At 46.3% G+C, this 24,310-nt stretch carries 25 protein-coding genes; 7 read left to right on the top strand and 18 right to left on the bottom strand.

The annotated features are described in order from the left end of the window. Positions 1 to 90 precede the first annotated feature (90 nt). The 5 genes from pncC to cysP all read right to left on the bottom strand — a co-directional run bounded on the left by pncC (position 91) and on the right by cysP (position 4,619). Entirely contained in the window at positions 91 to 582 is a 492-nt protein-coding gene (pncC, locus tag AACV12_RS17180; protein ID WP_094147674.1) for a nicotinamide-nucleotide amidase, read from the bottom strand. 113 nt (positions 583 to 695) lie between these two features. After that, entirely contained in the window at positions 696 to 1,823 is a 1,128-nt protein-coding gene (locus AACV12_RS17175; RefSeq protein ID WP_013857708.1) for a sulfate/molybdate ABC transporter ATP-binding protein, read from the bottom strand. Next, complete coding sequence (gene cysW, locus AACV12_RS17170) at positions 1,820 to 2,683, bottom strand: sulfate ABC transporter permease subunit CysW (RefSeq protein WP_170901090.1); 864 nt, start codon at positions 2,681 to 2,683, stop codon at positions 1,820 to 1,822. Before cysW ends, AACV12_RS17175 begins: the two co-directional genes overlap by 4 nt. Positions 2,684 to 2,693: 10 nt before the next feature. Continuing rightward, complete coding sequence (gene cysT, locus AACV12_RS17165) at positions 2,694 to 3,551, bottom strand: sulfate/thiosulfate ABC transporter permease CysT (protein ID WP_017046719.1); 858 nt, start codon at positions 3,549 to 3,551, stop codon at positions 2,694 to 2,696. Positions 3,552 to 3,617: 66 nt separating this feature from the next. Next, positions 3,618 to 4,619: a thiosulfate ABC transporter substrate-binding protein CysP gene (gene cysP, locus AACV12_RS17160; protein WP_010320449.1), complete on the bottom strand. Its 1,002-nt coding sequence runs from the start codon at positions 4,617 to 4,619 to the stop codon at positions 3,618 to 3,620. Between the two features lie 213 nt (positions 4,620 to 4,832). On the opposite strand from cysP, the gene cysM reads away from it, so the two are divergent. Then, complete coding sequence (gene cysM, locus AACV12_RS17155) at positions 4,833 to 5,723, top strand: cysteine synthase CysM (protein WP_047688250.1); 891 nt, start codon at positions 4,833 to 4,835, stop codon at positions 5,721 to 5,723. Between the two features lie 243 nt (positions 5,724 to 5,966). Continuing rightward, positions 5,967 to 8,555: a DNA mismatch repair protein MutS gene (mutS, locus tag AACV12_RS17150; RefSeq protein ID WP_094129971.1), complete on the top strand. Its 2,589-nt coding sequence runs from the start codon at positions 5,967 to 5,969 to the stop codon at positions 8,553 to 8,555. 132 nt (positions 8,556 to 8,687) lie between these two features. Here the strand turns inward: mutS and rpoS are convergent, their stop codons facing one another. From rpoS to folB, 11 genes are all read right to left on the bottom strand, one after another. After that, the gene (rpoS, locus tag AACV12_RS17145) at positions 8,688 to 9,689 is read right to left on the bottom strand and encodes an RNA polymerase sigma factor RpoS (protein ID WP_017047531.1); all 1,002 of its coding nucleotides are present in this window, start codon (positions 9,687 to 9,689) and stop codon (positions 8,688 to 8,690) included. A 72-nt stretch (positions 9,690 to 9,761) separates the two neighbouring features. Continuing rightward, entirely contained in the window at positions 9,762 to 10,685 is a 924-nt protein-coding gene (nlpD, locus tag AACV12_RS17140) for a murein hydrolase activator NlpD (RefSeq protein WP_029189954.1), read from the bottom strand. 5 nt (positions 10,686 to 10,690) lie between these two features. Then, positions 10,691 to 11,317 carry a protein-L-isoaspartate(D-aspartate) O-methyltransferase gene (locus AACV12_RS17135; RefSeq protein ID WP_013857716.1) on the bottom strand — a complete coding sequence of 209 codons (627 nt, stop codon included), beginning with the start codon at positions 11,315 to 11,317 and terminating at the stop codon, positions 10,691 to 10,693. Beyond that, positions 11,317 to 12,063 (bottom strand): 5'/3'-nucleotidase SurE, encoded by a 747-nt coding sequence (gene surE, locus AACV12_RS17130; RefSeq protein ID WP_010320454.1) that lies wholly within the window; start codon positions 12,061 to 12,063, stop codon positions 11,317 to 11,319. The genes AACV12_RS17135 and surE overlap by 1 nt, the downstream gene beginning before the upstream one ends. A 12-nt stretch (positions 12,064 to 12,075) precedes the next feature. Continuing rightward, the gene (gene truD / locus AACV12_RS17125) at positions 12,076 to 13,173 is read right to left on the bottom strand and encodes a tRNA pseudouridine(13) synthase TruD (protein WP_170901057.1); all 1,098 of its coding nucleotides are present in this window, start codon (positions 13,171 to 13,173) and stop codon (positions 12,076 to 12,078) included. Between the two features lie 154 nt (positions 13,174 to 13,327). Beyond that, on the bottom strand, positions 13,328 to 13,813 hold the full coding sequence (gene ispF / locus AACV12_RS17120) for a 2-C-methyl-D-erythritol 2,4-cyclodiphosphate synthase (RefSeq protein ID WP_170901055.1): 486 nt from the start codon (positions 13,811 to 13,813) through the stop codon (positions 13,328 to 13,330). Further along, the gene (ispD, locus tag AACV12_RS17115) at positions 13,806 to 14,537 is read right to left on the bottom strand and encodes a 2-C-methyl-D-erythritol 4-phosphate cytidylyltransferase (protein ID WP_170901052.1); all 732 of its coding nucleotides are present in this window, start codon (positions 14,535 to 14,537) and stop codon (positions 13,806 to 13,808) included. Before ispD ends, ispF begins: the two co-directional genes overlap by 8 nt. After that, positions 14,538 to 14,819: a cell division protein FtsB gene (gene ftsB, locus AACV12_RS17110; RefSeq protein ID WP_026028366.1), complete on the bottom strand. Its 282-nt coding sequence runs from the start codon at positions 14,817 to 14,819 to the stop codon at positions 14,538 to 14,540. It abuts the gene before it with no gap. A 129-nt stretch (positions 14,820 to 14,948) separates the two neighbouring features. Next, the gene (locus AACV12_RS17105) at positions 14,949 to 15,752 is read right to left on the bottom strand and encodes an undecaprenyl-diphosphate phosphatase (RefSeq protein ID WP_170901049.1); all 804 of its coding nucleotides are present in this window, start codon (positions 15,750 to 15,752) and stop codon (positions 14,949 to 14,951) included. A 12-nt stretch (positions 15,753 to 15,764) separates the two neighbouring features. Further along, positions 15,765 to 16,256, bottom strand: coding sequence for a 2-amino-4-hydroxy-6-hydroxymethyldihydropteridine diphosphokinase (gene folK / locus AACV12_RS17100; protein WP_088731684.1), 492 nt, complete (start codon positions 16,254 to 16,256; stop codon positions 15,765 to 15,767). Continuing rightward, positions 16,253 to 16,606 (bottom strand): bifunctional dihydroneopterin aldolase/7,8-dihydroneopterin epimerase, encoded by a 354-nt coding sequence (gene folB, locus AACV12_RS17095; RefSeq protein ID WP_013857722.1) that lies wholly within the window; start codon positions 16,604 to 16,606, stop codon positions 16,253 to 16,255. Before folB ends, folK begins: the two co-directional genes overlap by 4 nt. A gap of 187 nt (positions 16,607 to 16,793) precedes the next feature. Here folB and plsY point away from each other — a divergent pair, with 187 nt between their 5' ends. Further along, a complete protein-coding gene (gene plsY / locus AACV12_RS17090) occupies positions 16,794 to 17,396 on the top strand; it encodes a glycerol-3-phosphate 1-O-acyltransferase PlsY (protein ID WP_017047525.1) in 603 nt (200 codons plus the stop codon). 110 nt (positions 17,397 to 17,506) lie between these two features. Here plsY and AACV12_RS17085 read toward each other — a convergent pair whose 3' ends face one another. After that, positions 17,507 to 18,355, bottom strand: coding sequence for an alpha/beta fold hydrolase (locus AACV12_RS17085; protein ID WP_017047524.1), 849 nt, complete (start codon positions 18,353 to 18,355; stop codon positions 17,507 to 17,509). Positions 18,356 to 18,490: 135 nt separating this feature from the next. After that, the gene (gene tsaD / locus AACV12_RS17080) at positions 18,491 to 19,507 is read right to left on the bottom strand and encodes a tRNA (adenosine(37)-N6)-threonylcarbamoyltransferase complex transferase subunit TsaD (protein ID WP_017046706.1); all 1,017 of its coding nucleotides are present in this window, start codon (positions 19,505 to 19,507) and stop codon (positions 18,491 to 18,493) included. 240 nt (positions 19,508 to 19,747) lie between these two features. On the opposite strand from tsaD, the gene rpsU reads away from it, so the two are divergent. From rpsU to rpoD, 4 genes are all read left to right on the top strand, one after another. Beyond that, positions 19,748 to 19,963, top strand: coding sequence for a 30S ribosomal protein S21 (gene rpsU, locus AACV12_RS17075; RefSeq protein ID WP_004396009.1), 216 nt, complete (start codon positions 19,748 to 19,750; stop codon positions 19,961 to 19,963). A gap of 29 nt (positions 19,964 to 19,992) precedes the next feature. Continuing rightward, positions 19,993 to 20,436, top strand: a complete 444-nt coding sequence (locus tag AACV12_RS17070) for a GatB/YqeY domain-containing protein (protein WP_010318215.1) — start codon at positions 19,993 to 19,995, stop codon at positions 20,434 to 20,436. 95 nt (positions 20,437 to 20,531) lie between these two features. Continuing rightward, complete coding sequence (gene dnaG / locus AACV12_RS17065; protein WP_170901047.1) at positions 20,532 to 22,274, top strand: DNA primase; 1,743 nt, start codon at positions 20,532 to 20,534, stop codon at positions 22,272 to 22,274. 98 nt (positions 22,275 to 22,372) lie between these two features. After that, positions 22,373 to 24,229, top strand: a complete 1,857-nt coding sequence (gene rpoD / locus AACV12_RS17060) for an RNA polymerase sigma factor RpoD (protein WP_013857727.1) — start codon at positions 22,373 to 22,375, stop codon at positions 24,227 to 24,229. The last annotated feature ends 81 nt before the right edge of the window (positions 24,230 to 24,310 follow it).

Genomic DNA, 24,310 nt, shown 5'->3' with positions numbered 1-24,310 from the left:
TTTTATCGACTCTTTAGTCGCCAATTGGGGTTAATTATACTGTTGATTCATACAGTGTCTATAGCTGTGTCGAAAAAATTTCGACTAGGTTCAATTTGGCTGCGATAAAAAGTGACTCACCACTTGTAATGCATGAGTAATCGCCTGCTTGCGCACCTGTACGCGATCGCCTTTAAAACAAAGCGTCTCAGCACGTTCCCAGCCTTGCTTAGAAGCCCATGCAAAGCATACGGTTCCCACTGGTTTTTCTGCGCTACCACCGTCAGGACCAGCAATACCACTGATCGCTACACCAATAGTGGCTTGGGAATGCAAAAGTGCTCCTTGTACCATTTCACGCACCACGGGTTCGGAAACCGCGCCAAAATCCACCAGTGTCTGTGCTTTGACACCGAGCATCTCTTGTTTAGCGAGATTACTGTAGGTCACAAACGATCGTTCAAACCAAACCGAACTTCCTGCAACCTCGGTAAGTGCAAATGCCACACCACCGCCAGTGCATGATTCAGCACTGGTGAGGATCTCTTTTTGTGCTAACAATTGCTGACCTAATTGTTCACTTAATGCAAAAATCGCTTTCATTACGCCCTCTCCAAAGCCACGTTATCTTGCTTGAACCTTTATAGCAGATTGAATCTCCAGAAAACAGAATGGGCACGCAAGCGTACCCATTCTGAATCGTTCGTCCGTTGTATTTAGATCTCAAACATTAAACTATCTGCGTCTAAGAATGGCCAACGAATGGTGTGCGGAGTGCTGCTCCCCCCACCAAAAAAGTAGCCCACTTGTGGTGTAGCAAAGGTTTTGTCGCCTCGTGTGAGTGGTTGTTCACTCAATGCTCTATGGGTTAATTTTGCTTCCCATAATTGCTCACTCTCCCAGCCTACTGGCGCGAGTTCCACTCGCACTTCCGCGCCAACAGGATTGACAGAGACCACTTCAAAAGGCAATGAAGCTTGGCTATTTTGTTTGTTCGATAGGCTCAACTCATGGCTGCGCACATACAACTTTCCTGATTGATTAATCGCGTGATCTTTCGGCGGTAAGATAAACGATTGACCGTTGACCCACTGCTCGTTATTCCAGTTGGCTTGGAAGACATTCACATTGCCAAAAAAGTCAAAGACGAAGCGACTGTTCGGTTGAGCATAAAGCTGCACTGGCGAGTCGATCTGTTCGATGCGGCCATTGCTCATCACGACCACGCGATCAGAGAGTTCAAGTGCTTCATCTTGATCGTGGGTGACAAATACGCTCGTAAAACCGAGCTCTTCGTGCAAGCTGCGCAACCAGCGGCGCAATTCTTTACGCACTTTGGCATCCAGTGCGCCAAAAGGCTCATCCAGCAGTAGCACTTCCGGCTTTGTTGCAAGAGCGCGAGCCAAGGCGATGCGCTGCTTTTGCCCGCCGGACAGTTGTTCAGGATAGCGCTCAGCTAAATGGCCAAGTTGCACAATATCCAATAGCTGTTTGACTCTTTTGGTGATTTCCGCCGCCGCTGGTCTATGACGGCGATCCATCACTTGCAAACCAAACGCGACATTGTCGGCCACCGTCATATGACGAAAAAGTGCGTAGTTTTGGAACACAAAGCCAACTCGGCGCTCGCGGACGTGGACATGAGTCACATCGCGATCTCTAAAATGAATGGTTCCGCTATCAGCACCTTCAAGGCCGGCAATAATGCGCAACAAAGTGGTTTTGCCTGAGCCTGAAGGACCAAGTAAGCCAATCATCTCGCCATCATCAATCTGTAACGAGAGCGGAGAGAGCGCTTGAAATTGACCAAATTGTTTGGAAATGTTGTCTAAACGTATACTCATACCGTCTCTTGCTCTCTGTTCGTTTTTGTCTGATTGTTGTGTTGACGCCATTCAACATAAGCTTTAAAAACTAAGGTTAATAATGCAATGAAAGCCAATAGTGAGGCGCTAGCAAACGCCGCTTCCGATTGATAATCTTCATACAGTAGCTGCACATGTAGCGGTAAGGTATTGGTTTCACCACGAATATTGCCCGACACAACCGCTACTGCGCCAAATTCACCAATGGCACGCGCATTGGTTAGGATGACACCGTAAATCAACGCCCATTTAATATTCGGTAAGGTGACGCGACGAAACAGTTGCCACCAAGATGCACCCAAAATAACCGCGGCTTCTTCATCCGAGCGACCTTGCTGCTGCATCAGCGGGATCAGCTCACGCGCGACAAACGGGCAAGTCACAAAAACCGTGACCAATAAAATTCCCGGCCAAGCAAACATCACTTGCAGATCGCGCTCAAACAACCACTCGCCTAACCAACCGCTGCTGCCGTAAAGCAGTAAATACAGAAGGCCTGCAACAACCGGTGATACGGCAAACGGAATATCAATTAAAGTGGTTAATATTTTTCTACCCGGAAATTCAAAACGAGTCACTGCCCAAGCTAATAACACGCCGAACACTAAGTTAATTGGCACCGTGAGTAGCGCAACTAGCAGTGTTAAACTAATGGCATGACGCGTATCGGGTTCAATTAAATGACTAATATAAGTCGATAAACCACTGGCAAAGGCTTGTTTGAAAATGCTCACTAGCGGGATAATCAGCAACAATGCAACCCAAAACAGCGCAAAGCCAATCAAACTCCACTTCACCCAAGGTGCTTCACCGACTCGTAACGGTTGATGTGCTTTCATCATCGATTCCTTAACGTCCATGAATTCGACGCAGGTATGCGCCCTGCCATAAATTGATCAGTAGTAGCAGCGATAACGATGCCATCAATACTACCGAGGCAATGGCACTCGCCGCCGGAAAATCAAATTCTTGTAAGCGTACAAAAATCATTAATGAGGTAATTTCACTGACATAAGGCATATTGCCCGCAATGAAAATCACTGCACCAAACTCGCCCAAGCTACGCGTAAATGAGAGTGCGATACCAACCAATAGTGCTGGACGAATCGAAGGCATGATCACTTTCCAAAATACGGCGCTGTCTGATGCGCCTAACGTCATTCCCGCTTCTTCCTCTTCTTTGGAGATCTCTTCCAAGACGGGTTGTACCGTGCGCACCACAAACGGAATACTGGTAAACGCCATCGCGACAACAATCCCCAAGGGGGTATAAGCCACTTTAATTCCAAGCTCGCCAAGTACGCTGCCCACCCAGCCATTGGATGAGTAAAGCGTCGCCAACGTGATGCCTGCAACGGCGGTAGGCAAAGCAAACGGTAAATCGACTAAAGCATCAAGAATACGTTTGCCATAAAAATCATAACGAACCAGCACCCAAGCGAGCAATAATCCTAGCAAGCCATTAAACAATGAGGCGATGAGTGCCGCGCCCACCGTTACTTTGTAACTGGCCAGTACACGAGGGTCCGCCACCACCTGCCAATACTCGGTGAGCGACATTTGGCTCGTCTGCATAATCAAACCACTGGCGGGCAATAGCAGCACTAAGCTGACAAAAAACAGCGAAGTACCGAGGCTAATACCAAATCCGGGTAGCACCCTTTTATGGCGTGGGCGAGATAAAGAAGCGGTGAAGGAATGGCTCATAAACCCTCGAAACAAAACGGATGAGTAAGAAAACCACCCACACTCAGCGCAGGTGGCGATGACGAATTAACGACGTTGAAGTTGGTCAAGCTTCGCGCCATTGGCAAAATGAAGTTTCATGGCATTTTCCCACCCGCCAGCAATGCTCTCAACTGTTAGCAATTCAACTTCAGGGAAGCGATCAGCAAATTCTGCGTTCACTTTTTCATCATGAACGCGGTAATTAAACCCAGCCAGCAAACGTTGCGCTTCTTCACTGTACAGATAAGCGAGATATTCGTTGGCTACCTCAAGCGTGCCTTTACGCTTGGCATTTTTTTCCACCACGGCCACGGGAAACTCGGCCAAGATAGAGGTCTTAGGCACCACTACTTGATATTCATCCACGCCATACTGCTGACGAATATTGTTCACTTCAGATTCAAACGTAATCAGCACATCGCCAATGCCACGTTCAACAAACGAAGTAGTCGCACCACGGCCGCCAGTATCAAATACCGCTACATTAGCTAAAAATTGTTTGAGGAATTGATCCTGCTCGGCTTGGTTCTCTTTGCCAAAAGTCTTTTGTGCATAACCGACCGCGGCCAAATAGGTATAACGTGCATTACCTGAGGTTTTAGGATTGGGGAATACAGAAGCCACATCAGCTTTAGCGAGATCGCCCCAATCTTGAATATTTTTTGGATTCCCCTTGCGCACTAAAAATGCGGTCGTGGAGTAGTAAGGTGAGCTTGCATTGGGCAATTTTTCTTGCCAATTAGCATCGATAAGCTTGCCACGATCGTGCAGCACCTGAACATCCGTTACCTGATTGAATGTCACTACATCGGCGGCTAACCCCTGCAAAATTGAGCGAGCTTGCGCAGATGACCCACCGTGCGACTGTTTGATCTCCACTGTTTGGCCTGTCTTTTGTTGCCAGTGTTTTTCAAACACTGGGTTATAAGAAGCAAACAGCTCGCGAGCGATGTCGTACGATGAGTTGAGAATGGTTTGATCCGCGGCCGAAACATTCAACGATCCTACGGCTAATAAGCTGGCTAAGGCTGACTTGATGAACTTCATATATTGCTACTCCCTAATCACTACGGCCAAAATGGCGTCCTTGGCAATTAGAGTATGAGGAAAATGAATTATAACAAAGAGGATAACTAGAACTTTTTGGAATAAACTCTAGCAATAAATTGTATGCCAATTACCAGCACGACTTTATAGTAGTGTTCGGTAAGGTGGATACGTCATCTTACTCTTCCGACTAAAAAAATTAAGGACAACATGATGGCGGACTTTCCAACGATTGAAGCATATGTCGGGCAAACGCCTTTAGTTCGCTTGCAGCGACTGGCGGCTCACACCTCAAGCACCGTATTGGTCAAGCTAGAAGGCAATAACCCAGCAGGTTCAGTCAAAGATCGCCCAGCACTCAATATGATAGTGCAAGCAGAGCGTCGCCAAGAGATCCAACCGGGCGATACCATCATTGAAGCGACCAGCGGCAACACGGGTATTGCGCTGGCAATGGCGGCCGCCATCAAAGGCTACAAAATGATTTTAATCATGCCGGATAATGCCACCCAAGAGCGTAAAGACGCGATGAAAGCGTATGGTTGTGAGCTCATTTTAGTCAGCAAAGAGCAAGGCATGGAAGGAGCGCGCGATTTAGCATTAAAAATGCAAAGTGAAGGCAAAGGAAAAGTACTCGATCAATTCAATAACCCCGACAACCCGCAAGCTCATTTCGATTCTACTGGCCCAGAAATTTGGCAACAAAGCCACGGGGAAATCACCCACTTTGTCTCAAGTATGGGCACAACGGGCACCATCATGGGCACTTCTCGCTATCTAAAAACGCAAAATCCAGAGATAAGCATTGTCGGTTTACAACCAGCAGAAGGCAGTGCAATTCCGGGAATTCGCCGCTGGCCTCAAGCTTATTTACCCGGTATTTTTGAATCATCACGTGTTGATGTGGTACTCGATATCGAAGAGCAAGATGCCATCAATACGGCTCGTGCTTTGGCAACCCAAGAAGGCATTTGCGCTGGCGTCAGCTCTGGAGGCGCCGTTTTCGCTGCGTTACAAATCGCGCAACAAAATCCAGGAGCGGTGGTCGTCGCCATCATTTGCGATCGAGGCGATCGTTATCTCTCATCCGGTCTTTTTTCTTAGATCTAATCTCCACCCCAACGGGCTAATCAGTGCTGAACGCGCTCATCACTTTTTAGCCCTTGGCTTTGCTTCCACATCAGCATCCCTTGATTGCTCAGCAATAGCGAAGTTTGTTATCCTCTCCAACTATTTAAATGCATGCTCTGACGATTCTTTCTAACTCATGTCAGAGCTAAGGCCGCTGCCATTCCTGTAGGGTGGTCATTTTCACAGTCAGCCATTGATAATCGAGTGACGAATAACATGAGCAAATCCAGCGCATCTTCCGCCGAGTCTTCACCACAGCACACCCCGATGATGCGGCAATATCTGCAATTGAAAGCCGAAAACCCCGATATTCTGCTCTTTTATCGGATGGGCGATTTCTACGAGCTGTTTTACGATGACGCTAAACGCGCATCGCAATTGCTGGAAATATCACTCACCAAACGCGGTGCTTCTGCGGGTGAGCCTATTCCAATGGCGGGCGTTCCCTATCACGCCGTGGAAGGTTACTTAGCGAAATTGGTACAGCAAGGCGAATCCGTCGCGATTTGTGAACAAATTGGCGATCCTGCCACCAGCAAAGGCCCCGTTGAGCGTAAAGTGGTGCGGATTGTCACGCCCGGTACGGTCACGGATGAAGCCTTGCTCTCTGAGCGAGTCGATAACTTAATTGCCGCCATCTACCACCACGATGGTCGCTTTGGCTACGCAACCTTAGACATCACTTCAGGGCGCTTCCAACTGAGTGAGCCAGAAACCGAAGAGGCGATGGCCGCCGAACTGCAACGCACCGCACCGCGCGAACTGCTCTTTCCTGAAGATTTCACGCCAGTCACTTTAATGGGCAATCGCAAAGGAAACCGTCGCCGCCCTATTTGGGAATTTGAGTTAGAGACAGCAAAACAGCAGTTGAACCAGCAATTTGGTACGCGTGATTTGGTCGGTTTTGGCGTAGAACAGGCTAAACTGGGCTTATGCGCCGCTGGCTGCTTGATTCAATACGTGAAAGATACGCAGCGCACTGCATTGCCTCATATTCGTTCGCTGACGTTTGATCGCCAAGATCACTCGGTGATCTTAGATGCCGCCACACGCCGTAATTTAGAGATCACGCAGAACTTGTCCGGTGGCTTTGATAACACCTTAGCGGAAGTGCTCGATCACTGCGCCACCCCAATGGGCAGCCGCATGCTCAAACGCTGGTTACACCAACCGATGCGCTGTATTGATACGCTGAATCAACGCCTTGATGCGATCGGCGAGTTGAAACAGCTTGCTCTGTTTAGTGAATTACAACCTGTGCTGAAACAGATTGGCGATATTGAACGTATTCTTGCTCGTTTGGCATTGCGTTCCGCTCGCCCAAGAGACTTAGCACGCCTGCGACATGCGATGCAGCAATTGCCGCAGCTCAGTGAAATACTGCAACCCTTGTCGCAACCCCACTTAGTTCAGTTAACTCATCATGTACAGCCATTGGATGAGCTGTGCACACTGCTTGAGCGAGCGATCAAAGACAACCCACCAGTTGTGATTCGTGATGGTGGCGTGATTGCCGATGGCTACAGCGCCGAACTGGATGAATGGCGTGATCTAGCCAACGGCGCAACCGAATACTTGAATAAATTAGAAGCTGAAGAGCGCGAACGTCACGGCATTGATACGCTCAAAGTCGGCTACAACGCGATTCACGGTTTCTACATTCAAGTCAGCCGTGGCCAGAGTCACCTTGTTCCTCCTCACTATGTGCGCCGCCAAACGCTGAAAAATGCCGAGCGTTATATTATTGCCGAGCTAAAAGCGCATGAAGATAAAGTGCTCAACTCGAAATCAAAAGCACTGGCAGTGGAAAAGCAGCTTTGGGAAGAGTTATTTGACTTATTGTTGCCTCATTTAGAGCAGATGCAAAACCTTGCATCTTCGCTATCGCAGCTCGATGTGTTGCAAAACCTTGCCGAGCGCGCTGAAAGCTTAGATTACTGTCGCCCGACCTTGAGTAAAGAGCCTGCGATCCATATCCAAGCGGGCCGTCACCCTGTCGTTGAGCAAGTGATGAATGAACCCTTCATTGCCAACCCAATTGAGCTCAATCCGCAACGAAAAATGTTGATCATTACCGGGCCTAACATGGGCGGTAAATCGACCTACATGCGCCAAACTGCATTGATTACTTTATTAGCGCATATCGGTTGCTATGTGCCAGCAGAAGCAGCACACATCGGTTCGATTGACCGCATCTTCACCCGCATTGGTGCATCGGACGATCTCGCCTCTGGTCGCTCTACTTTCATGGTTGAAATGACCGAAACTGCCAACATTTTGCATAATGCGACACAAAATAGCTTGGTATTGATGGATGAAATTGGCCGCGGCACCAGTACCTATGATGGGTTATCACTGGCTTGGGCAAGTGCACAATGGCTCGCAAGCCAAATTGGCGCGCTAACGCTATTTGCCACTCATTATTTTGAACTGACCGAGCTGCCAAACCAGTTACCTCACTTAGCCAACGTGCATTTAGATGCCGTGGAACATGGCGATAGCATTGCCTTTATGCATGCGGTTCAAGAAGGGGCGGCAAGTAAATCTTACGGCCTAGCAGTGGCAGGTCTTGCTGGCGTGCCTAAAACAGTGATCAAAAACGCGCGCGCTAAACTGTCGCAGCTCGAGTTATTGAGCCAACAGCAGCCCAATGGCAGCAAAAGCTCAACTGTAGATATTGCTAATCAACTCAGTTTGATCCCAGACCCAAGCGAAGTCGAACAGGCATTAGCAGCTATTGATCCTGACGATCTAACGCCTCGCCAAGCGTTAGAAGCACTTTATCGCTTGAAGAAGCTAATGTAACAATCTGATATTAAAAATAAAAAAGGCATCGATTTTAAGTCGGTGCCTTTTGTGCTTTTATGCAATAGTTTTATAAATCAACGGTTTTATAAATCAATGGTTCTATGAATCAAGGTCTTGTTGAACCAACCTTTAGTCGTATTCAACATTAAACAGCGCTTCCATGTTCAAGCCTTGTTTAACCAAGATCTCTCTCAAACGACGTAGGCCTTCCACTTGAATTTGACGAACTCGTTCACGAGTTAAGTTAATTTCGCGCCCTACTTCTTCTAAGGTGGACGGTTCATAACCTAATAGTCCAAAACGGCGTGCAAGTACCTCTTTTTGTTTTGGGTTCAGTTCATCTAACCAATTCAGTAGTGATTCACGGATATCATCATCTTGCGTAGAAATTTCAGGATCAGAGTTGTTCGCATCTGGGATGATATCGAGTAGTGCTTTATCACCATCGCCGCCAATCGGTGTATCAACAGAACTGATACGCTCGTTAAGACGCAGCATTTTACTGACATCTTCTACTGGCTTATCCAGTTGGAACGCAATTTCTTCTGCGGTAGGTTCATGATCTAACTTCTGCGATAGCTCGCGAGCCGTGCGAAGGTAGATATTCAACTCTTTAACGACGTGAATTGGCAAACGGATAGTGCGCGTTTGGTTCATTAATGCACGTTCAATGGTTTGACGGATCCACCAAGTAGCATAGGTTGAGAATCTAAAGCCACGTTCTGGATCAAATTTTTCTACCGCACGGATCAAGCCTAAATTACCCTCTTCAATTAGATCGAGTAAAGCTAAGCCACGATTACCATAACGGCGAGAAATTTTAACGACCAAACGTAAGTTACTTTCGATCATGCGTTTACGAGCAGCTTCATCGCCTCTCAGTGAACGACGAGCATAAAGTACTTCTTCTTGAGCTGTTAATAATGGAGAAAAACCAATCTCGCTAAGATACATCTGTGTTGCATCTAAGCTTTTTGTTGACGCATCAAATCCTTCTTTGGCATCTTCGATTTGAACATCGTCATCGCTTTGGCTTTTAGTGGTGGTGAGTTCTTCATCAACCTCAATCGAATCCATGATCTCTTGGTCTTCAAACTCTTCGACTTTCGTTACTGCATTGCTGATACTCATAGCGCCTCCCCCTGGCGAGCTAGCAAGACATTACTACTTTCTAATGTCGCTACATGACTCTTTCAAGTATGTTTACGGTAAGTAGCGTTTTGGATTCACCGACTTACCTTGATAACGAATTTCAAAGTGTAAACGAACACTGCTGGTTCCTGAGCTGCCCATGGTTGCTATTTTTTGGCCAGCTTTAACACTTTGTCCTTCTTTTACCAGTAACCGATCGTTATGAGCATAAGCACTGAGGTAGTTATCGTTATGTTTAACAATCACAAGATTGCCGTAACCTCTTAATGCATTTCCCGAATAGACAACGGTTCCTGCAGCAGTTGATAAAATGGATTGACCACGCTGTCCTGCGATATCGATCCCTTTATTTCCTTGATCGCCTGCTGAAAAGTTTTTAATTATTCTCCCTTGTGTCGGCCATAACCATTTTGAAACTTTATCATCTTTTGGTTTAGCAAAGGTTACATTAGCATTAACATTTTGCTTACCTTTTGAATCAACATACTCTTTTGATTTCGATTGTTCAACTACCTTAGGAGGATCTTTCTTTGCGACTTTGGTCGAAGAACTTGCGGCATTAGATCCACTATTTTGATTAGAGTTTTTACTCACTCCGTCTACAACCATTGGGGGGGAAACTAAGCCAGCCATTGTGCTCGAAGGGGTTGCAGCCACAATGACTTCTGTTACACCGTAAGCAGGAGGCGTGTAATTGGGGATCCATAATTTGAGTTTTTGACCGGGATGAATGGTGTAAGGTTTTTTTAAATTATTGAAACGGATCAAGTCGTTTACATTTTTATCTGTGACATAAGATATAAAATAGAGCGTATCGCCTTTTTGCACTTCGTAAAAACTGCCGCGATAACTACCACGAGGAATGGCATTATAGTCTTTATTGAGCCCAGAAACGGGTGCAGGAGTATGAGCAGCACATCCGATAAGGACGCTACTAATTAGCACCATTATTACTCTGTTTCTTAGGTTACTCATCATCACTAAGCTAAATCACCGGCAACTAAAGGAACAAAACGCACCATCTCAATGGTGTTAGAAATAAAATCATCGCCTTGGCGAACTATTTTCAATAACTGTTGCTCACTACTGCCGACAGGAATCACTAAACGGCCACCTTCCGCAAGCTGATCAAGCAGCGCATTTGGGACAAATTCGGCTGCCGCCGTAACAATGATCGCATCAAAAGGAGCTTTAGCATCCCAGCCCAACCAGCCATCACCATGCTTAGTGGAGACGTTATAAATATCAAGTTGCTTTAAACGACGCTTCGCGTCCCACTGCAATGACTTGATCCGTTCAATCGAATACACGTGCTCAACCAACTGGGCAAGCACAGCGGTTTGATAACCCGATCCTGTGCCAATTTCTAAGACCTTACTCTGCGGCTCAAGTTCTAAAAGCTGTGTCATTTTTGCCACAATGTAAGGTTGTGAAATCGTTTGTCCTTGGCCTATCGGCAAGGCATTGTTGTCATAGGCTTGATGCATCATCGCCTGAGAAACAAAGCTTTCTCTTGGCAAACAATGAATGGCATCCAAAACGGTTTGATCTTGGATACCATTCGCGATCAGAAATTCAATTAATCTGTCGGCATGTGGATTGGCCATTACCCTTTTTCCTTCAACCAGTTATCCATACTTGGCAGTGACTCATGAGCCGTGAGATCAACCTGCAACGGCGTCAAGGAGACATAACCATGCTCAATCGCATAGAAATCAGTCCCTTGCCCTGCATCTTGCTCTTTACCCGGAGGACCTAACCAATAAATATCATGCCCACGAGGATCTTTCTGCTTAATCATACTTTCTGCGTGATGGCGAGCACCTAAACGCGTCACTTGAATACCCGCTAACTCCTCAAATGGACGATCTGGTACGTTCACATTCAATAATCGATTGGTTGGGATCGGGGCATTGAGATGCTGTTCGACCAACTGGCGTGCTATCTGGGCTGCCGTAGTAAAATTAGCCGTCCCGACCAATGAAAACGCGATCGCTTGCACCCCAAGAAAGTGCCCTTCCATCGCCGCCGCAACCGTGCCCGAATAGAGCACGTCATCGCCCAAATTCGCACCATGATTGATGCCTGTCAGCACCAAATCAGGCAGATCATCTTTGAGCAGTTCATTGAGTGCAAAATGCACACAATCGGTTGGTGTGCCTTGCACTGAATAGGTATTGGGTGCAATGAGATCCACACGAAGCGGCTGCTCTAATGTCAGCGAATTGGAGGCTCCTGACCGATTACGATCCGGCGCGACAATCACGATCTCGGCGAGATCCGCCAGCGCGCGTGCTAGGGTATTTAAACCTTGCGCGTATACACCATCATCATTGCTTAATAAAATCTTCATCGAGTTTTATCCTTAGAACTCGCGTTCAACCGCTATCTCTTCAACCAATTCACGAATGACTGAGGTAGCAAAACTTCCTGCATCTAAATCAAAACGTAACGTCACATTGTCTTGTTCAACTGTCCAAGAAAGATTCTGAGGCTTAAGCATCAGCGCCCGGCGCTCATGACGCATACGATTGCTGCGGATCAGTGCCATCAAGTCAGGTTCAGCATCAAGGTGAACTTGTTCTAAATCTAAAGCCTCACCTTGCGTCGGTAGTGCGTTATCGCCCGCCAAAGCAGCACTTATTTGCACTTCATTCAATGCCAGTTTGTTATTGAGATCGGTAAGATTCGCCAAGGTAACTAAGGTCGTTTTCTCTCCCTCAAGTGCGATATCTCCTTCGATAAATTGGTGTAACTTATATTGCTCGATACGGGCAGAGACAATTTGGTTGAAAATCCACGAACGGGCCGCCGAGAGATACAAACTGCGCTGATTTTGGTTACGTGAACGCACGTTCTCTTTTCCCCAGCGACGCGCTTCACTGAGGTTATTACCGTGATTGCCAAAACGTTGGCTACCAAAATAATTAGGCACACCGTGCGTGGCGATGTGCTCTAATCGCGTCACTACTTCGGCGGTGTCGGTGACTTCAGAAAGCGTGATTTCAAAATGATTGCCGACTAAATCTCCAGGGCGCAACTTTTTATTGTGACGCGTAGTTTCCAGAATTTCGATGCTCGGATATTGAGCCAAAAACTCGGTGAAATCTGGCGTCTCACCTTTTGGTAAATGTACACTGAGCCACTGCTGCGTAACCGCATGACGATCTTTCAGACCAGCCCAACTCACATCTTTTGATTTCACACCACATGCTTTAGCCAATTCATTGACCACAAAACTGGTATTTTCACCAGTTTTACGAATATGAACCATTAAGTGTTCACCACTTCCTGCCAGTTCGAATCCTAAGTCTTCAATCACTTTAAAGTGCTCTGGCTTGGCTTTTATTTTGGCTTTAGCGGCTGGTTTACCACAAAGGTAAGCCAATGAAGATAATATATCTGACATGTTTTCATCCGTCGCTGACGCGAGTTGGCGGTAATAATAAAAACAGCGACGCATGAGCCGCTATTGCGCGTTACTGAGCGTGCCATTCGTTGGCGGTAGTCCATCAATAACGTGTTTTTACATAGAAGGAGAGGTAAGTGAATTACCATTACCTCTTCAATTTGGGTCGTTTTATTAAGGCGATATTATGCTTTGATCAACCGTGCATTTAATCTGTAGTACATTTGATCAATAAGACAACCGCTTCGCAAGCAATACCTTCTTTGCGCCCAGTGAAACCAAGGCGCTCGGTTGTGGTTGCTTTGACGTTAATATTATCTAGCGTCGTTTCAAGATCTTGCGCAATGGCAGCGCACATCGCTTCAATATACGGCGCCATCTTCGGCACTTGCGCGATAATGGTGACGTCGGCATTTCCTAAACGGTAGCCTTGCGCTTTCACACGGCGATAGACATCTTTCAATAATTCACGGCTATCTGCCCCTTTCCATTTATCATCAGTATCGGGGAAATGGCGGCCAATATCACCTGCGGCAATCGCGCCAAGCAGCGCATCACTTAAAGCATGCAAGGCGACATCACCATCGGAATGAGCAATTAAGCCTTGCTCATAAGGAACGGCAATTCCCCCAATGATGACTGGGCCTTCACCGCCAAACTTATGAACATCAAAACCGTGGCCAATTCTAATCATGGTTATTTCCTATTGCGGCTAGTGAGGAAGTACGACCTAAGTAAAACTCAGCTAAAGCGAGATCTTCGGGTTGCGTAATTTTTAGATTATCCGCCCGCCCAGCGACCAACGCTGGATGTAACCCTTGCCACTCCATTGCGGATGCTTCATCGGTGATGATGACTTGCTGATCTAACGCATCCGACAAAGCCTCAAAAAGCGGCTTGGCTCTAAACATCTGTGGGGTGAGTGCATGCCATAATGCGACGCGATCAACGGTATGATCAATGTTGTTTTCGCCATCAGCACGCTTCATTGTGTCTCGAACGGGTGCAGCTAAAATCGCACCTACCGGATGCTCTTTAGCTGTCGTAATCAATCGGTCAATATCTGAAAAAGTAAGACAAGGCCGCGCTGCATCATGCACGAGAACCCATTCACCTAGGGAATTAGCTAAAACATATTGCAGCGCCGAGAGCACCGAGTCGGCTCGCTCTTGACCACCGCTGACGCGAATAACATTGGGGTTAGTGGCTAATGGCAGAGCAAAATAGTAAGGATCATCGTCACTGACGGCGACAACAACGCGATCAATATTAGGGTGCGCGAGCAGCGTCGCTATTGTGTGTTCGAGAACGGTTTTGTTGTGTATGGTTAAATACTGTTTCGGACGATCTGCTTGCATTCGGCTGCCAACACCAGCAGCCGGTACAATCGCGGTAAGAGAAAGCGTACTGTGCGGCATTTATTGACTATCCTCACCGACCAATCGATAGAAAGTTTCACCTGCTTTTATCATTCCTAATTCATGACGCGCTCGCTCTTCAATCGCGTCCAATCCTTGTCGTAAATCATCAATTTCGACGAACATTTCCGAATTTCGTAGCGTTAGGTTTTCGTTTACTTGTTGCTGCACGTCAATTTCATCGACAATGGTTCGATAATCAGCAATGCCATTTTTACCGAGCCACAAATCGTACTGTAATAAACCGAATAATAACGCCAATGTCACCGCAAAAAGTCGCATCACATCTATAACCATTCAAAACGTTCACTATGAAAGAGAACGTAAACGATAAACAAAGCGTGCTGTTTAAAAAAAGTGACGCTCTAACACAGCACGAAAATGATGGCTATTTATACCACAAGCCTTTATTTAACTCATCATTAGGAACGCAAATAAGCCGCCACCCAGAATTAAACGGTAAATGACAAACGGAGTCATACCCATTTTAGAAATCAGTTTTAAGAAGAAATGGATACAAATATAAGCACTGATAAAGGAGGTCAGGATACCCGTCGTTAAGAAACCAAAATGCACAGGTTCGCCACTGGTCACTAGCTTTAACCCTAAATAGCCACCCGCCAAAACAATGATAGGAATCGACATCAAGAAAGAAAAACGCGCGGCCGCTTCACGAGTAAAACCAAGATACAACGCCGCAGTGATGGTCGCTCCTGAGCGAGAGGTACCGGGGATAACCGCAACCGCTTGTGCCAAACCAATCATCAGCGATTTTTTCCAATCGGCTTGGTATTCATCATCCGCTAATGGAGCGTTTTTATCGACATACCACAGTAATAGACCAAAAATAATAGTGGTGGTTGCTATCACCCAAGCACTGCGTAGGTAGAGTTCAACAATATCTTTCATAAAAAAGCCGAAAATACAGGCAGGAATGGTTGCTAGTACGATCATCCATGCCAGTTTCGATTCTTTACTGCACTCGCCTTTAAAAATCGAGGCAAAAAAAGCGCGCAGTAAAGTCACGACTTCTTTCCTAAAATAGATAACCACGGCAGCTAATGTGCCGACATGCACCGCCACATCAAAGGCAAGACCTTGATCTTCCCAGCCTAAAATGGCTGAAGGCAAAATTAAATGGGCGGAGCTGGAGATAGGTAAAAATTCGGTTAAGCCTTGAATCAAAGCCAAAAAAAACGCTTCTAAATAACTCATTACTGACTCTTATTAATTAATGTCGAACCAAAGTTTGACAGGGGTGAGCGATTCTAAGTTGATCGCCTGTTGCCATATTTGACGCACACTACGACCATCATTGGGAACGATCCGTTCCGGTGACAAATCGTAAAGTGGTTGTATGACAAATGGATATTTAAAGATATCACTGCGTGGCAGTTCAGGATCTTGCGCTGAAATTTCTTCACCAAACAAGATGATATCGAGATCCAAGGTGCGATCTTGAAATTTTTTCGCCTGCGGGTCGCGCCCCCATCGAAATTCAATCGCTCGAAGTTGCGCCACGAAATCACTCAACGAAAGCCTTGTTTCCAGCGCAACGACTAAATTATAAAAGGCCGCACTATTGAACCCAACCGATGCACATTCGTAAATGGTCGAGATCTGTAGATGATTTCCGATGGTCGACAATTCCTCGATGGCCGCTTCGATATGTTTGCGTCTTTCAATATTAGAACCGACGCCAACATAGACCGTAGTCATGCATCGCCTCGCTCAATAATAACGCCAACACTGGATGCCTGTGCTACCGCGCCGGGCTTTGCTAAGCGAATTTTAACCCAAGGAACGGAAAAACGCTGCATCAGAAGCTCTGCTACTTCTTCTGCAACACGCTCTACCAATAAAAAGCGACCATTTTCAATATGTGCGATCACCGCTTGACTCACTTGTGCGTAGTCTAATGCATCGCTCACATCATCACTTTTACCTGCGGGTTGATTGTCGTGCGCCATTTCGATGTCGAGCACCAACTTCTGCTTAATCTCTTGTTCCCAATCATACACGCCAATGGTCGTAATTACCGTCAGCTGTTCAATAAAGACTTTGTCCATTTTTGCGTCTCTTCCTCTAGAGGTCGGATACCCTAATTACGTAAAAAATCGTACTATTTTGCCTAATCGCGATATCATATACCCAAACTGAGTCGAGATGCGAAATCCAAAACATTTTTTTGCTTTTCATCATGGTTAACAATGGCTTGTGAACTTGCTTTAGGGCATTTCCACTGCAGAGGTACTTATGACACCACTCGCACTGATAATGATCATTTCTGCCTATTTACTGGGTTCGATCTCAAGTGCGGTGTTGATCTGCCGTTTATTACGCCTGCCCGATCCTCGCAATATGGGCTCAAATAACCCCGGTGCAACTAACGTATTACGCATTGGTGGAAAAAAAGCCGCCATCGCGGTACTGCTGTGTGACATGCTCAAAGGTACTATTCCCGTATGGGGCAGCTACTATTTGGGGATTGACCCCATTTTGTTAGGCCTAGTCGCCATCGCCGCTTGCCTTGGCCATATGTATCCTATTTTCTTTCATTTTAAAGGCGGAAAAGGTGTTGCAACAGCACTGGGAGCAATCGCACCGATCGGTTTAGATCTCACCGCACTTATCATATTGACTTGGGTCAGCGTTGCATTTTTATTTCGCTATTCATCCTTAGCGGCTTTGGTTACCGTGCTGCTCGCTCCGTTCTACACTTGGTTGATCAAACCGCAATATACCTTACCGGTAGCAATGCTGTGCTGCCTTATCGTGTTTCGTCATCACCAAAATATTAAACGGTTATTGGCTGGCACAGAGCCGAAAGTGGGTGAGAAAAAAACGCTTGGTTCTTGAGCTAGCTTGGATGATGGATAAACCCGCTTGCAAATAACGTCAATGACGAATAAGCAAAAGGCCTCTTACGAAGCCTTTTTGATTAAGCATGACCCGGTAATTAGAGAAGACTAGCTAAGCGCTTTTTTCAAGAAACGGGTCAACATGGCGGTAACGTATTCAGGTTGTTCTAAGTTACTGATATGTCCAGCATTAGCAATAACCTCTAACTCACTGCCGTGAATGGCATCATTCATTAAGTAAGCCTCAAGAGGCGGACGAGGCATATCTTCAGCGCCAGCTGCAATCAGCACTGGCAACCTCAATTGCTCCACCTCTTCAATCATGTCACGACGACCGAAGATCATTTTCCCCAACCGAGCCACTTCCACCGCTTGTTGACCAGTAAGCGCCGATAAATGTTGCTTGAATCCAGCCACTAATGCCGGAGATTGCTGATCGCCATCTTTTGCAAAAAACATCGGTACAACTGCATCAACAATCGGTGCTGGCACTTGCTGCATCGCCGCAATCGCATCGAGCATGGCAAAATATTTTGCATGGCTGACTTCAGGCTCTAGACCAACAAAGGTATCCATCATCACTAATGATTTCACGCGCGCAGGCGCAAGAACGGCTAACTCAGCCCCCCACATTCCACCTACAGAAAGACCAATGATAGAAAACTGCTCAATCGATAAGTGGTCCATCAAAGCCAAAATATGCTGAGCATAATCTTTTAGTGTGTTCATGGATGACGGTGCGAAATCTGACTGACCATGCGCCCATAAATCAGGCACGATACAGCGGTAGTGTTGACTCAACGCTTCCACCTGAGGTGCCCACATTGCGCTGTCCCACAAATAACTGTGACCGAAAACAAGCACTTCACCTTGCCCTTGATCCAAATAACGCATCTGGCAATCATCAATAACAAATGTCTTCATTGTGAATCCAATATTAGTAAAGTAGGTTGGCATTGTAGCATTGATATGAGCGATAACAGCTCAGAGCAGAATGTAAGCAATGGCTAATTAAAATCAATACAGAACGCCACAGAAACGGAAGTACCAAAGAACAAAACGGCCTCTAAAAAGAGACCGTTGCGACACCCGCTAAATAATGGGTTTAAGTTGATCAATCGGCCAGCGAGGTGTTGCCTGCACCGCTAAATCGACTGTTTCACCATTTTTTAAACGCTGCATACCCGCATAAGCAATCATTGCACCGTTGTCGGTACAAAACTCAGTACGCGGGTAATACACTTCGCCACCAATTTTTTTCGCCAGTGCGCCAAGCTCTGCGCGTAACTGTTTATTGGCACTCACGCCACCGGCAATAACAATACGTTTCATGCCAGTTTGCTCAAGGGCTCGCTTGCACTTAATCACTAAAGTGCCACACACCGCCTCTTGAAAGGCATACGCAATATCTGCTCGGGTCTGATCATCATTCTCATTAGCTGCAATCGTATTGGCTGTAAATGTTTTTAAACCAGAGAAACTCATGTCTAACCCTGGTCGATCCGTCATCGGACGCGGAAACTTAAAACGCCCTGGCGTTCCTTTTTCAGCCAAACGAGCCAACAATGGCCCCCCGGGATAATCAAGTCCCATCAGCTTCGCGGTTTTATCAAACGCCTCACCGGCCGCGTCATCAATAGACTCTCCGAGGATCTTATATTCACCAATCCCTTTCACCTCTACCATCATGGAATGACCACCGGAAACCAGTACGGCCACAAACGGAAACGGAGGCGGATTATCTTCAAGCATCGGAGCTAAAAGGTGCCCTTCCATATGGTGAACAGGCACCGCTGGCACATTCCACGCATAAGCCAAACTACGGCCAATCGTCGCGCCAACAAGCAGCGCACCCACTAAACCAGGACCTGCGGTGTAAGCCACGCCATCAATATCCGCTGGCGTCAAATTCGCTTCAGCCATCGCTGCTTTTATCAGTGGAATGGTCTTTTTAACATGGTCTCTAGAAGCAAGCTCCGGCACCACACCGCCGTAATCGGCGTGCAGTTTTACTTGGCTGTACAATTGATGAGAAAGTAAGCCTTTCTCTTCGTCATAAATGGCGATGCCAGTCTCGTCACACGAGGTTTCAATACCAATAATGCGCATAATTTTCTCAGCACGCTTTCATCAACAATTGGAAATGGCCGCCATGTTACCCCGCCTTGGCTCCGTAAACAAATTTTGTACAGACTATAATCGACAAAGTGCTTTACAAAGCTATTGCGATCGGATTAAAATTCCGCACCATTTTTGATCAAGCTGATAACCGAGCAAACAGACAAGAAATCTTGTGGTTTAAGCCTCAAAATATCAGCGTTAACGAATAACCCCTGAGGTGAAAGGCATATGCCAATAGTTAAAGTACGTGAAAACGAACCGTTCGATGTTGCATTACGTCGTTTCAAGCGCTCTTGCGAAAAAGCAGGTATCCTTTCTGAAGTGCGTCGTCGTGAGCACTATGAAAAACCAACTACCGTTCGCAAACGCGCTAAAGCAGCAGCTCAAAAGCGTCACGCTAAGAAGCTAGCTCGCGAAAACGCACGTCGCGTTCGCCTGTACTAATAACCTTTTTCCATTAAGGAACGAGAGTTATGGCTCTAATTGATATCCTCAAAGAAGAGCAAAAATTAGCGATGAAAGCCAAGGATAAAGTACGCCTTGGCACTATTCGTTTAGCCTTATCCGCGATCAAACAACGAGAAGTCGACGAGCAGATCACTCTGAACGACGACGATATTCTTGCTGTGATGGTAAAAATGGTTAAACAGCGTCGCGACTCTGTCGCTCAATATGAAGCTGCCAATCGTCAAGATCTCGCAGATGCAGAGCAAGCAGAAATCACTATCCTTGAGGCATTTATGCCTCAGCCGTTGAGCGATGATGAAGTGAGCGCATTAATTGATGATGCGATCACCCAGTCCGCTGCTGCTGGCATGCAAGACATGGGGAAAGTGATGGCTGTCTTGAAACCGCAAATTCAAGGGCGTGCAGATATGGGTAAAGTCAGCGGATTAGTTCGAACTAAACTCGCTTAAATGCCCGCATCAAATTGCATCAAGCCGTGCTATCCTCTGGAGCGCACGGCTTGTTTGTATCTAATCATTCGTTTTAATCTTTTCTTTTAGGTTTTATGGCAGGACACATCCCTCGCAGTTTTATTGATGATCTCCTTGCTCGACTTGATATTGTCGACATCATAGACGCACGTGTGAAACTTAAGAAAAAAGGTAAGAACTACGGTGCTTGCTGCCCATTCCATAATGAAAAAACGCCCTCATTTAGTGTAAGCCAAGAAAAACAGTTCTATCACTGCTTTGGTTGTGGCGTGCATGGCAACGCCATCGACTTCATGATGGAATATGAACGCCTTGAATTCGTCGAGGCCATCGAAGAATTGGCTTCTTTTGTGGGGCTAGAAGTTCCCCGAGAGCAACGCTCTAGTGGCCATTTATCATCAGCCCCTAAAGCCAATAGTGAAGAAAAACGCACCCTTTATGACTTAATGGGCAGCATTGCGCAGTTTTACCGCAACCAACTCAAAGTTCCGGGTAATCGTCATGCCATCGAGTACCTAAAAGATCGCGGTCTTTCTGGCGAAATCGTGCAGAAATTTGGTATTGGCTATATCGCTGACGAATGGGATTTAGTGCGCAAAAACTTCGGTCAACAACAAGAAAGCCAAGAGATGCTCGTCACTGGCGGCATGTTGATCGAAAATGACAAAGGCAACCGCTACGATCGTTTTCGTGGACGTATTATGTTTCCCATTCGCGACCGCCGCGGACGAGTGATCGGCTTTGGTGGACGCGTTACGGGTGATGGAACGCCAAAATACCTGAACTCCCCAGAAACCCCCATTTTCCATAAAGGTAAAGAGCTGTATGGCCTATACGATGTCATGCAAGCCTATCGTGAACCCCCGCAAATATTAGTGGTTGAAGGTTATATGGATGTGGTGGCTCTGGCGCAATATGGGGTCGACTACTCGGTTGCTTCGCTAGGAACCTCAACTACAGGCGATCACCTGCAACTGCTTTTTCGCCAAACCAATACGGTGGTCTGTTGCTATGATGGTGACCGAGCAGGGCGAGAAGCGGCGTGGCGCGCACTGGAAAATGCGTTGAGTTATCTCAAAAGTGGCAATATTCTTAAATTTCTGTTTTTACCTGACGGTGAAGACCCAGATAGCTACATCAGAACCCATGGAAAAGCGGCCTTTGAACAGTTAGTGCAAGATGCTGAACCCCTATCCAAATACCTATTCACCAACCTACTGTCACAAGTTGATGTCGGTAATAACGAAGGGAAAGCGGCGCTTGAGGCGCTGGCACTACCACTGATTAATAAAGTGCCAGACACATCTCTACAAGCGCAATTGCTCAAAATATTAGGGCAAAAAACTGGGATTTATAAAAAGCCATCACTGCCAGAATCAGACAAACACCGCTCACAGCCACACAAAGAGCTCAAACGCACACCGATGCGTGAAGTGATCGCTTTGCTTATTCAAAATCCAAGCTATGCTGAAATGGTGCCTGATATTTCCAGCGTTCAATCCTTGCCCATACCCGGTTTAAGTTTATTAATTGAGGTACTTGAGAATTGTCAAGCGTACCCCAATATTACTACAGGCCAATTGCTTGAACACTGGCGCGGTAATAAAAACGAGACCCTTCTGTCTCGCCTCGCAAGTTGGGAAATTCCACTTGTTGAAGACAACCAAGAAGAACTATTTTTAGATTCATTGGACAAAATATTGGCTCAATGCATCGAAAAGCAAATTGAAAACCTGCAGGCAAAAGAAAGAAGCGTCGGTTTATCAGCCGAAGAGAGACGGGAGCTTCAAGACTTAATGAAAGACTTGAAAGCGTAACCCAGTTTAAATAGTCAGCAATGAATAAATTTGTTAGTATATGTGGTTTGCATTTCGCATACTAATTCCTTCACCAGATATGAAGTTGGATACCGTCTATGGATCAAAATCCGCAGTCACAGCTAAAACTACTTGTCATTAAAGGCAAAGAGCAAGGCTATCTGACCTACGCCGAAGTAAATGACCACCTACCAGCAGAAATCGTAGATTCCGAGCAGGTAGAAGATATCATTCAGATGATCAATGACATGGGCATTAAGGTGGTAGAAACTGCCCCTGATGCCGATGATCTTGCTCTAAATGATGACAACGCAATCACCGATGAGGATGCTGCCGAAGCTGCAGCCGCTGCATTATCCAGTGTAGAAAGCGAAATTGGTCGTACTACCGACCCTGTGCGCATGTATATGCGCGAAATGGGTACCGTAGAACTGCTGACTCGCGAAGGTGAAATTGATATCGCCAAGCGTATTGAAGATGGTATTAACCAAGTTCAACGCGCAGTAGCTGAATATCCAGGCACCATTCCATACATCTTAGAGCAATTTGACAAAGTTCTTGCTGAAGAACTTCGTTTAACAGACCTGATCTCAGGTTTTGTTGATCCTGACTCAGATGCAACGAACGCCCCAACAGCGACCCATATCGGTTCAGAGCTTGCTAGCGCTGACCTTGCTGATGAAGACGATCTTGATGATGACGACGATGACGACAGCGAAGATACTGACTCTGAAGAAGATGCAGGAATCGACCCTGAGCTTGCGCTAGAAAAATTCACCGAACTACGCAACAAGTATCAAAATCTTCAACTCGCGAAAAATGAGCATGGCTATGACAGCAATAAAGCCGCCCAAGCCACCGAGTTGATGTTGGATATTTTCCGTGAATTCCGACTCACGCCAAAGCAATTTGACTACCTAGTCAACAAGCTTCGCACCTCTATGGATCGCGTTCGTACTCAAGAACGTCTGATCATGAGAGCTGCGGTCGAATACGGTAAAATGCCTAAGAAATCATTCATTGCCTTATTCACTGGCAATGAATCAAGCGATGCATGGTTAGATGAAGTACTCGCTTCAGAAAAACCTTATGCAGAAAAAATCAGACAGCAAGAAGAAGACATTCGTCGTTCAATTCATAAATTGAAAATGATCGAAGAAGAAACGTCTTTGAATGTACAAAACATTAAAGACATCAGCCGTCGCATGTCTATCGGTGAAGCGAAAGCTCGTCGAGCGAAAAAAGAGATGGTTGAAGCAAACTTGCGTCTGGTTATTTCTATCGCGAAGAAATACACCAACCGTGGCCTGCAGTTCTTGGATCTTATCCAAGAAGGTAATATCGGCCTGATGAAAGCGGTAGATAAGTTTGAATACCGCCGTGGTTATAAGTTCTCAACTTACGCCACTTGGTGGATTCGCCAAGCTATCACACGTTCAATTGCAGACCAAGCACGTACGATTCGTATTCCAGTGCACATGATCGAAACGATCAACAAACTGAATCGAATCTCACGTCAGATGCTGCAAGAGATGGGCCGTGAGCCTCTGCCAGAAGAATTGGCAGAACGCATGCAAATGCCAGAAGATAAAATTCGTAAAGTACTGAAAATTGCTAAAGAGCCAATCTCTATGGAGACACCTATCGGTGACGACGAAGATTCGCATCTTGGTGACTTTATCGAGGATACAACCCTTGAACTACCACTTGATTCTGCTACGGCCACCAGCCTAAGAGCAGCGACTCGTGACGTTCTTGCTGGCCTAACTCCTCGTGAAGCGAAAGTACTGCGTATGCGTTTCGGTATTGATATGAATACAGACCATACGCTAGAAGAAGTTGGTAAGCAGTTTGACGTAACGCGTGAGCGTATCCGCCAAATTGAAGCGAAAGCACTGCGTAAACTGCGTCACCCAAGCCGCTCTGAAACATTGCGCAGCTTCTTAGACGAGTAATCGCAACCTATCCAATCTAAAAGGTGAGCACAAGCTCACCTTTTTTGTATCTCATAGTTTAAGTGGATAAAAACTAAGCGC

This window comes from Vibrio sp. 2-2(8) (genome assembly GCF_963888495.1).
GTDB lineage: Bacteria > Pseudomonadota > Gammaproteobacteria > Enterobacterales > Vibrionaceae > Vibrio > Vibrio anguillarum.
This window is presented reverse-complemented; position numbering and strand designations above follow the sequence as displayed.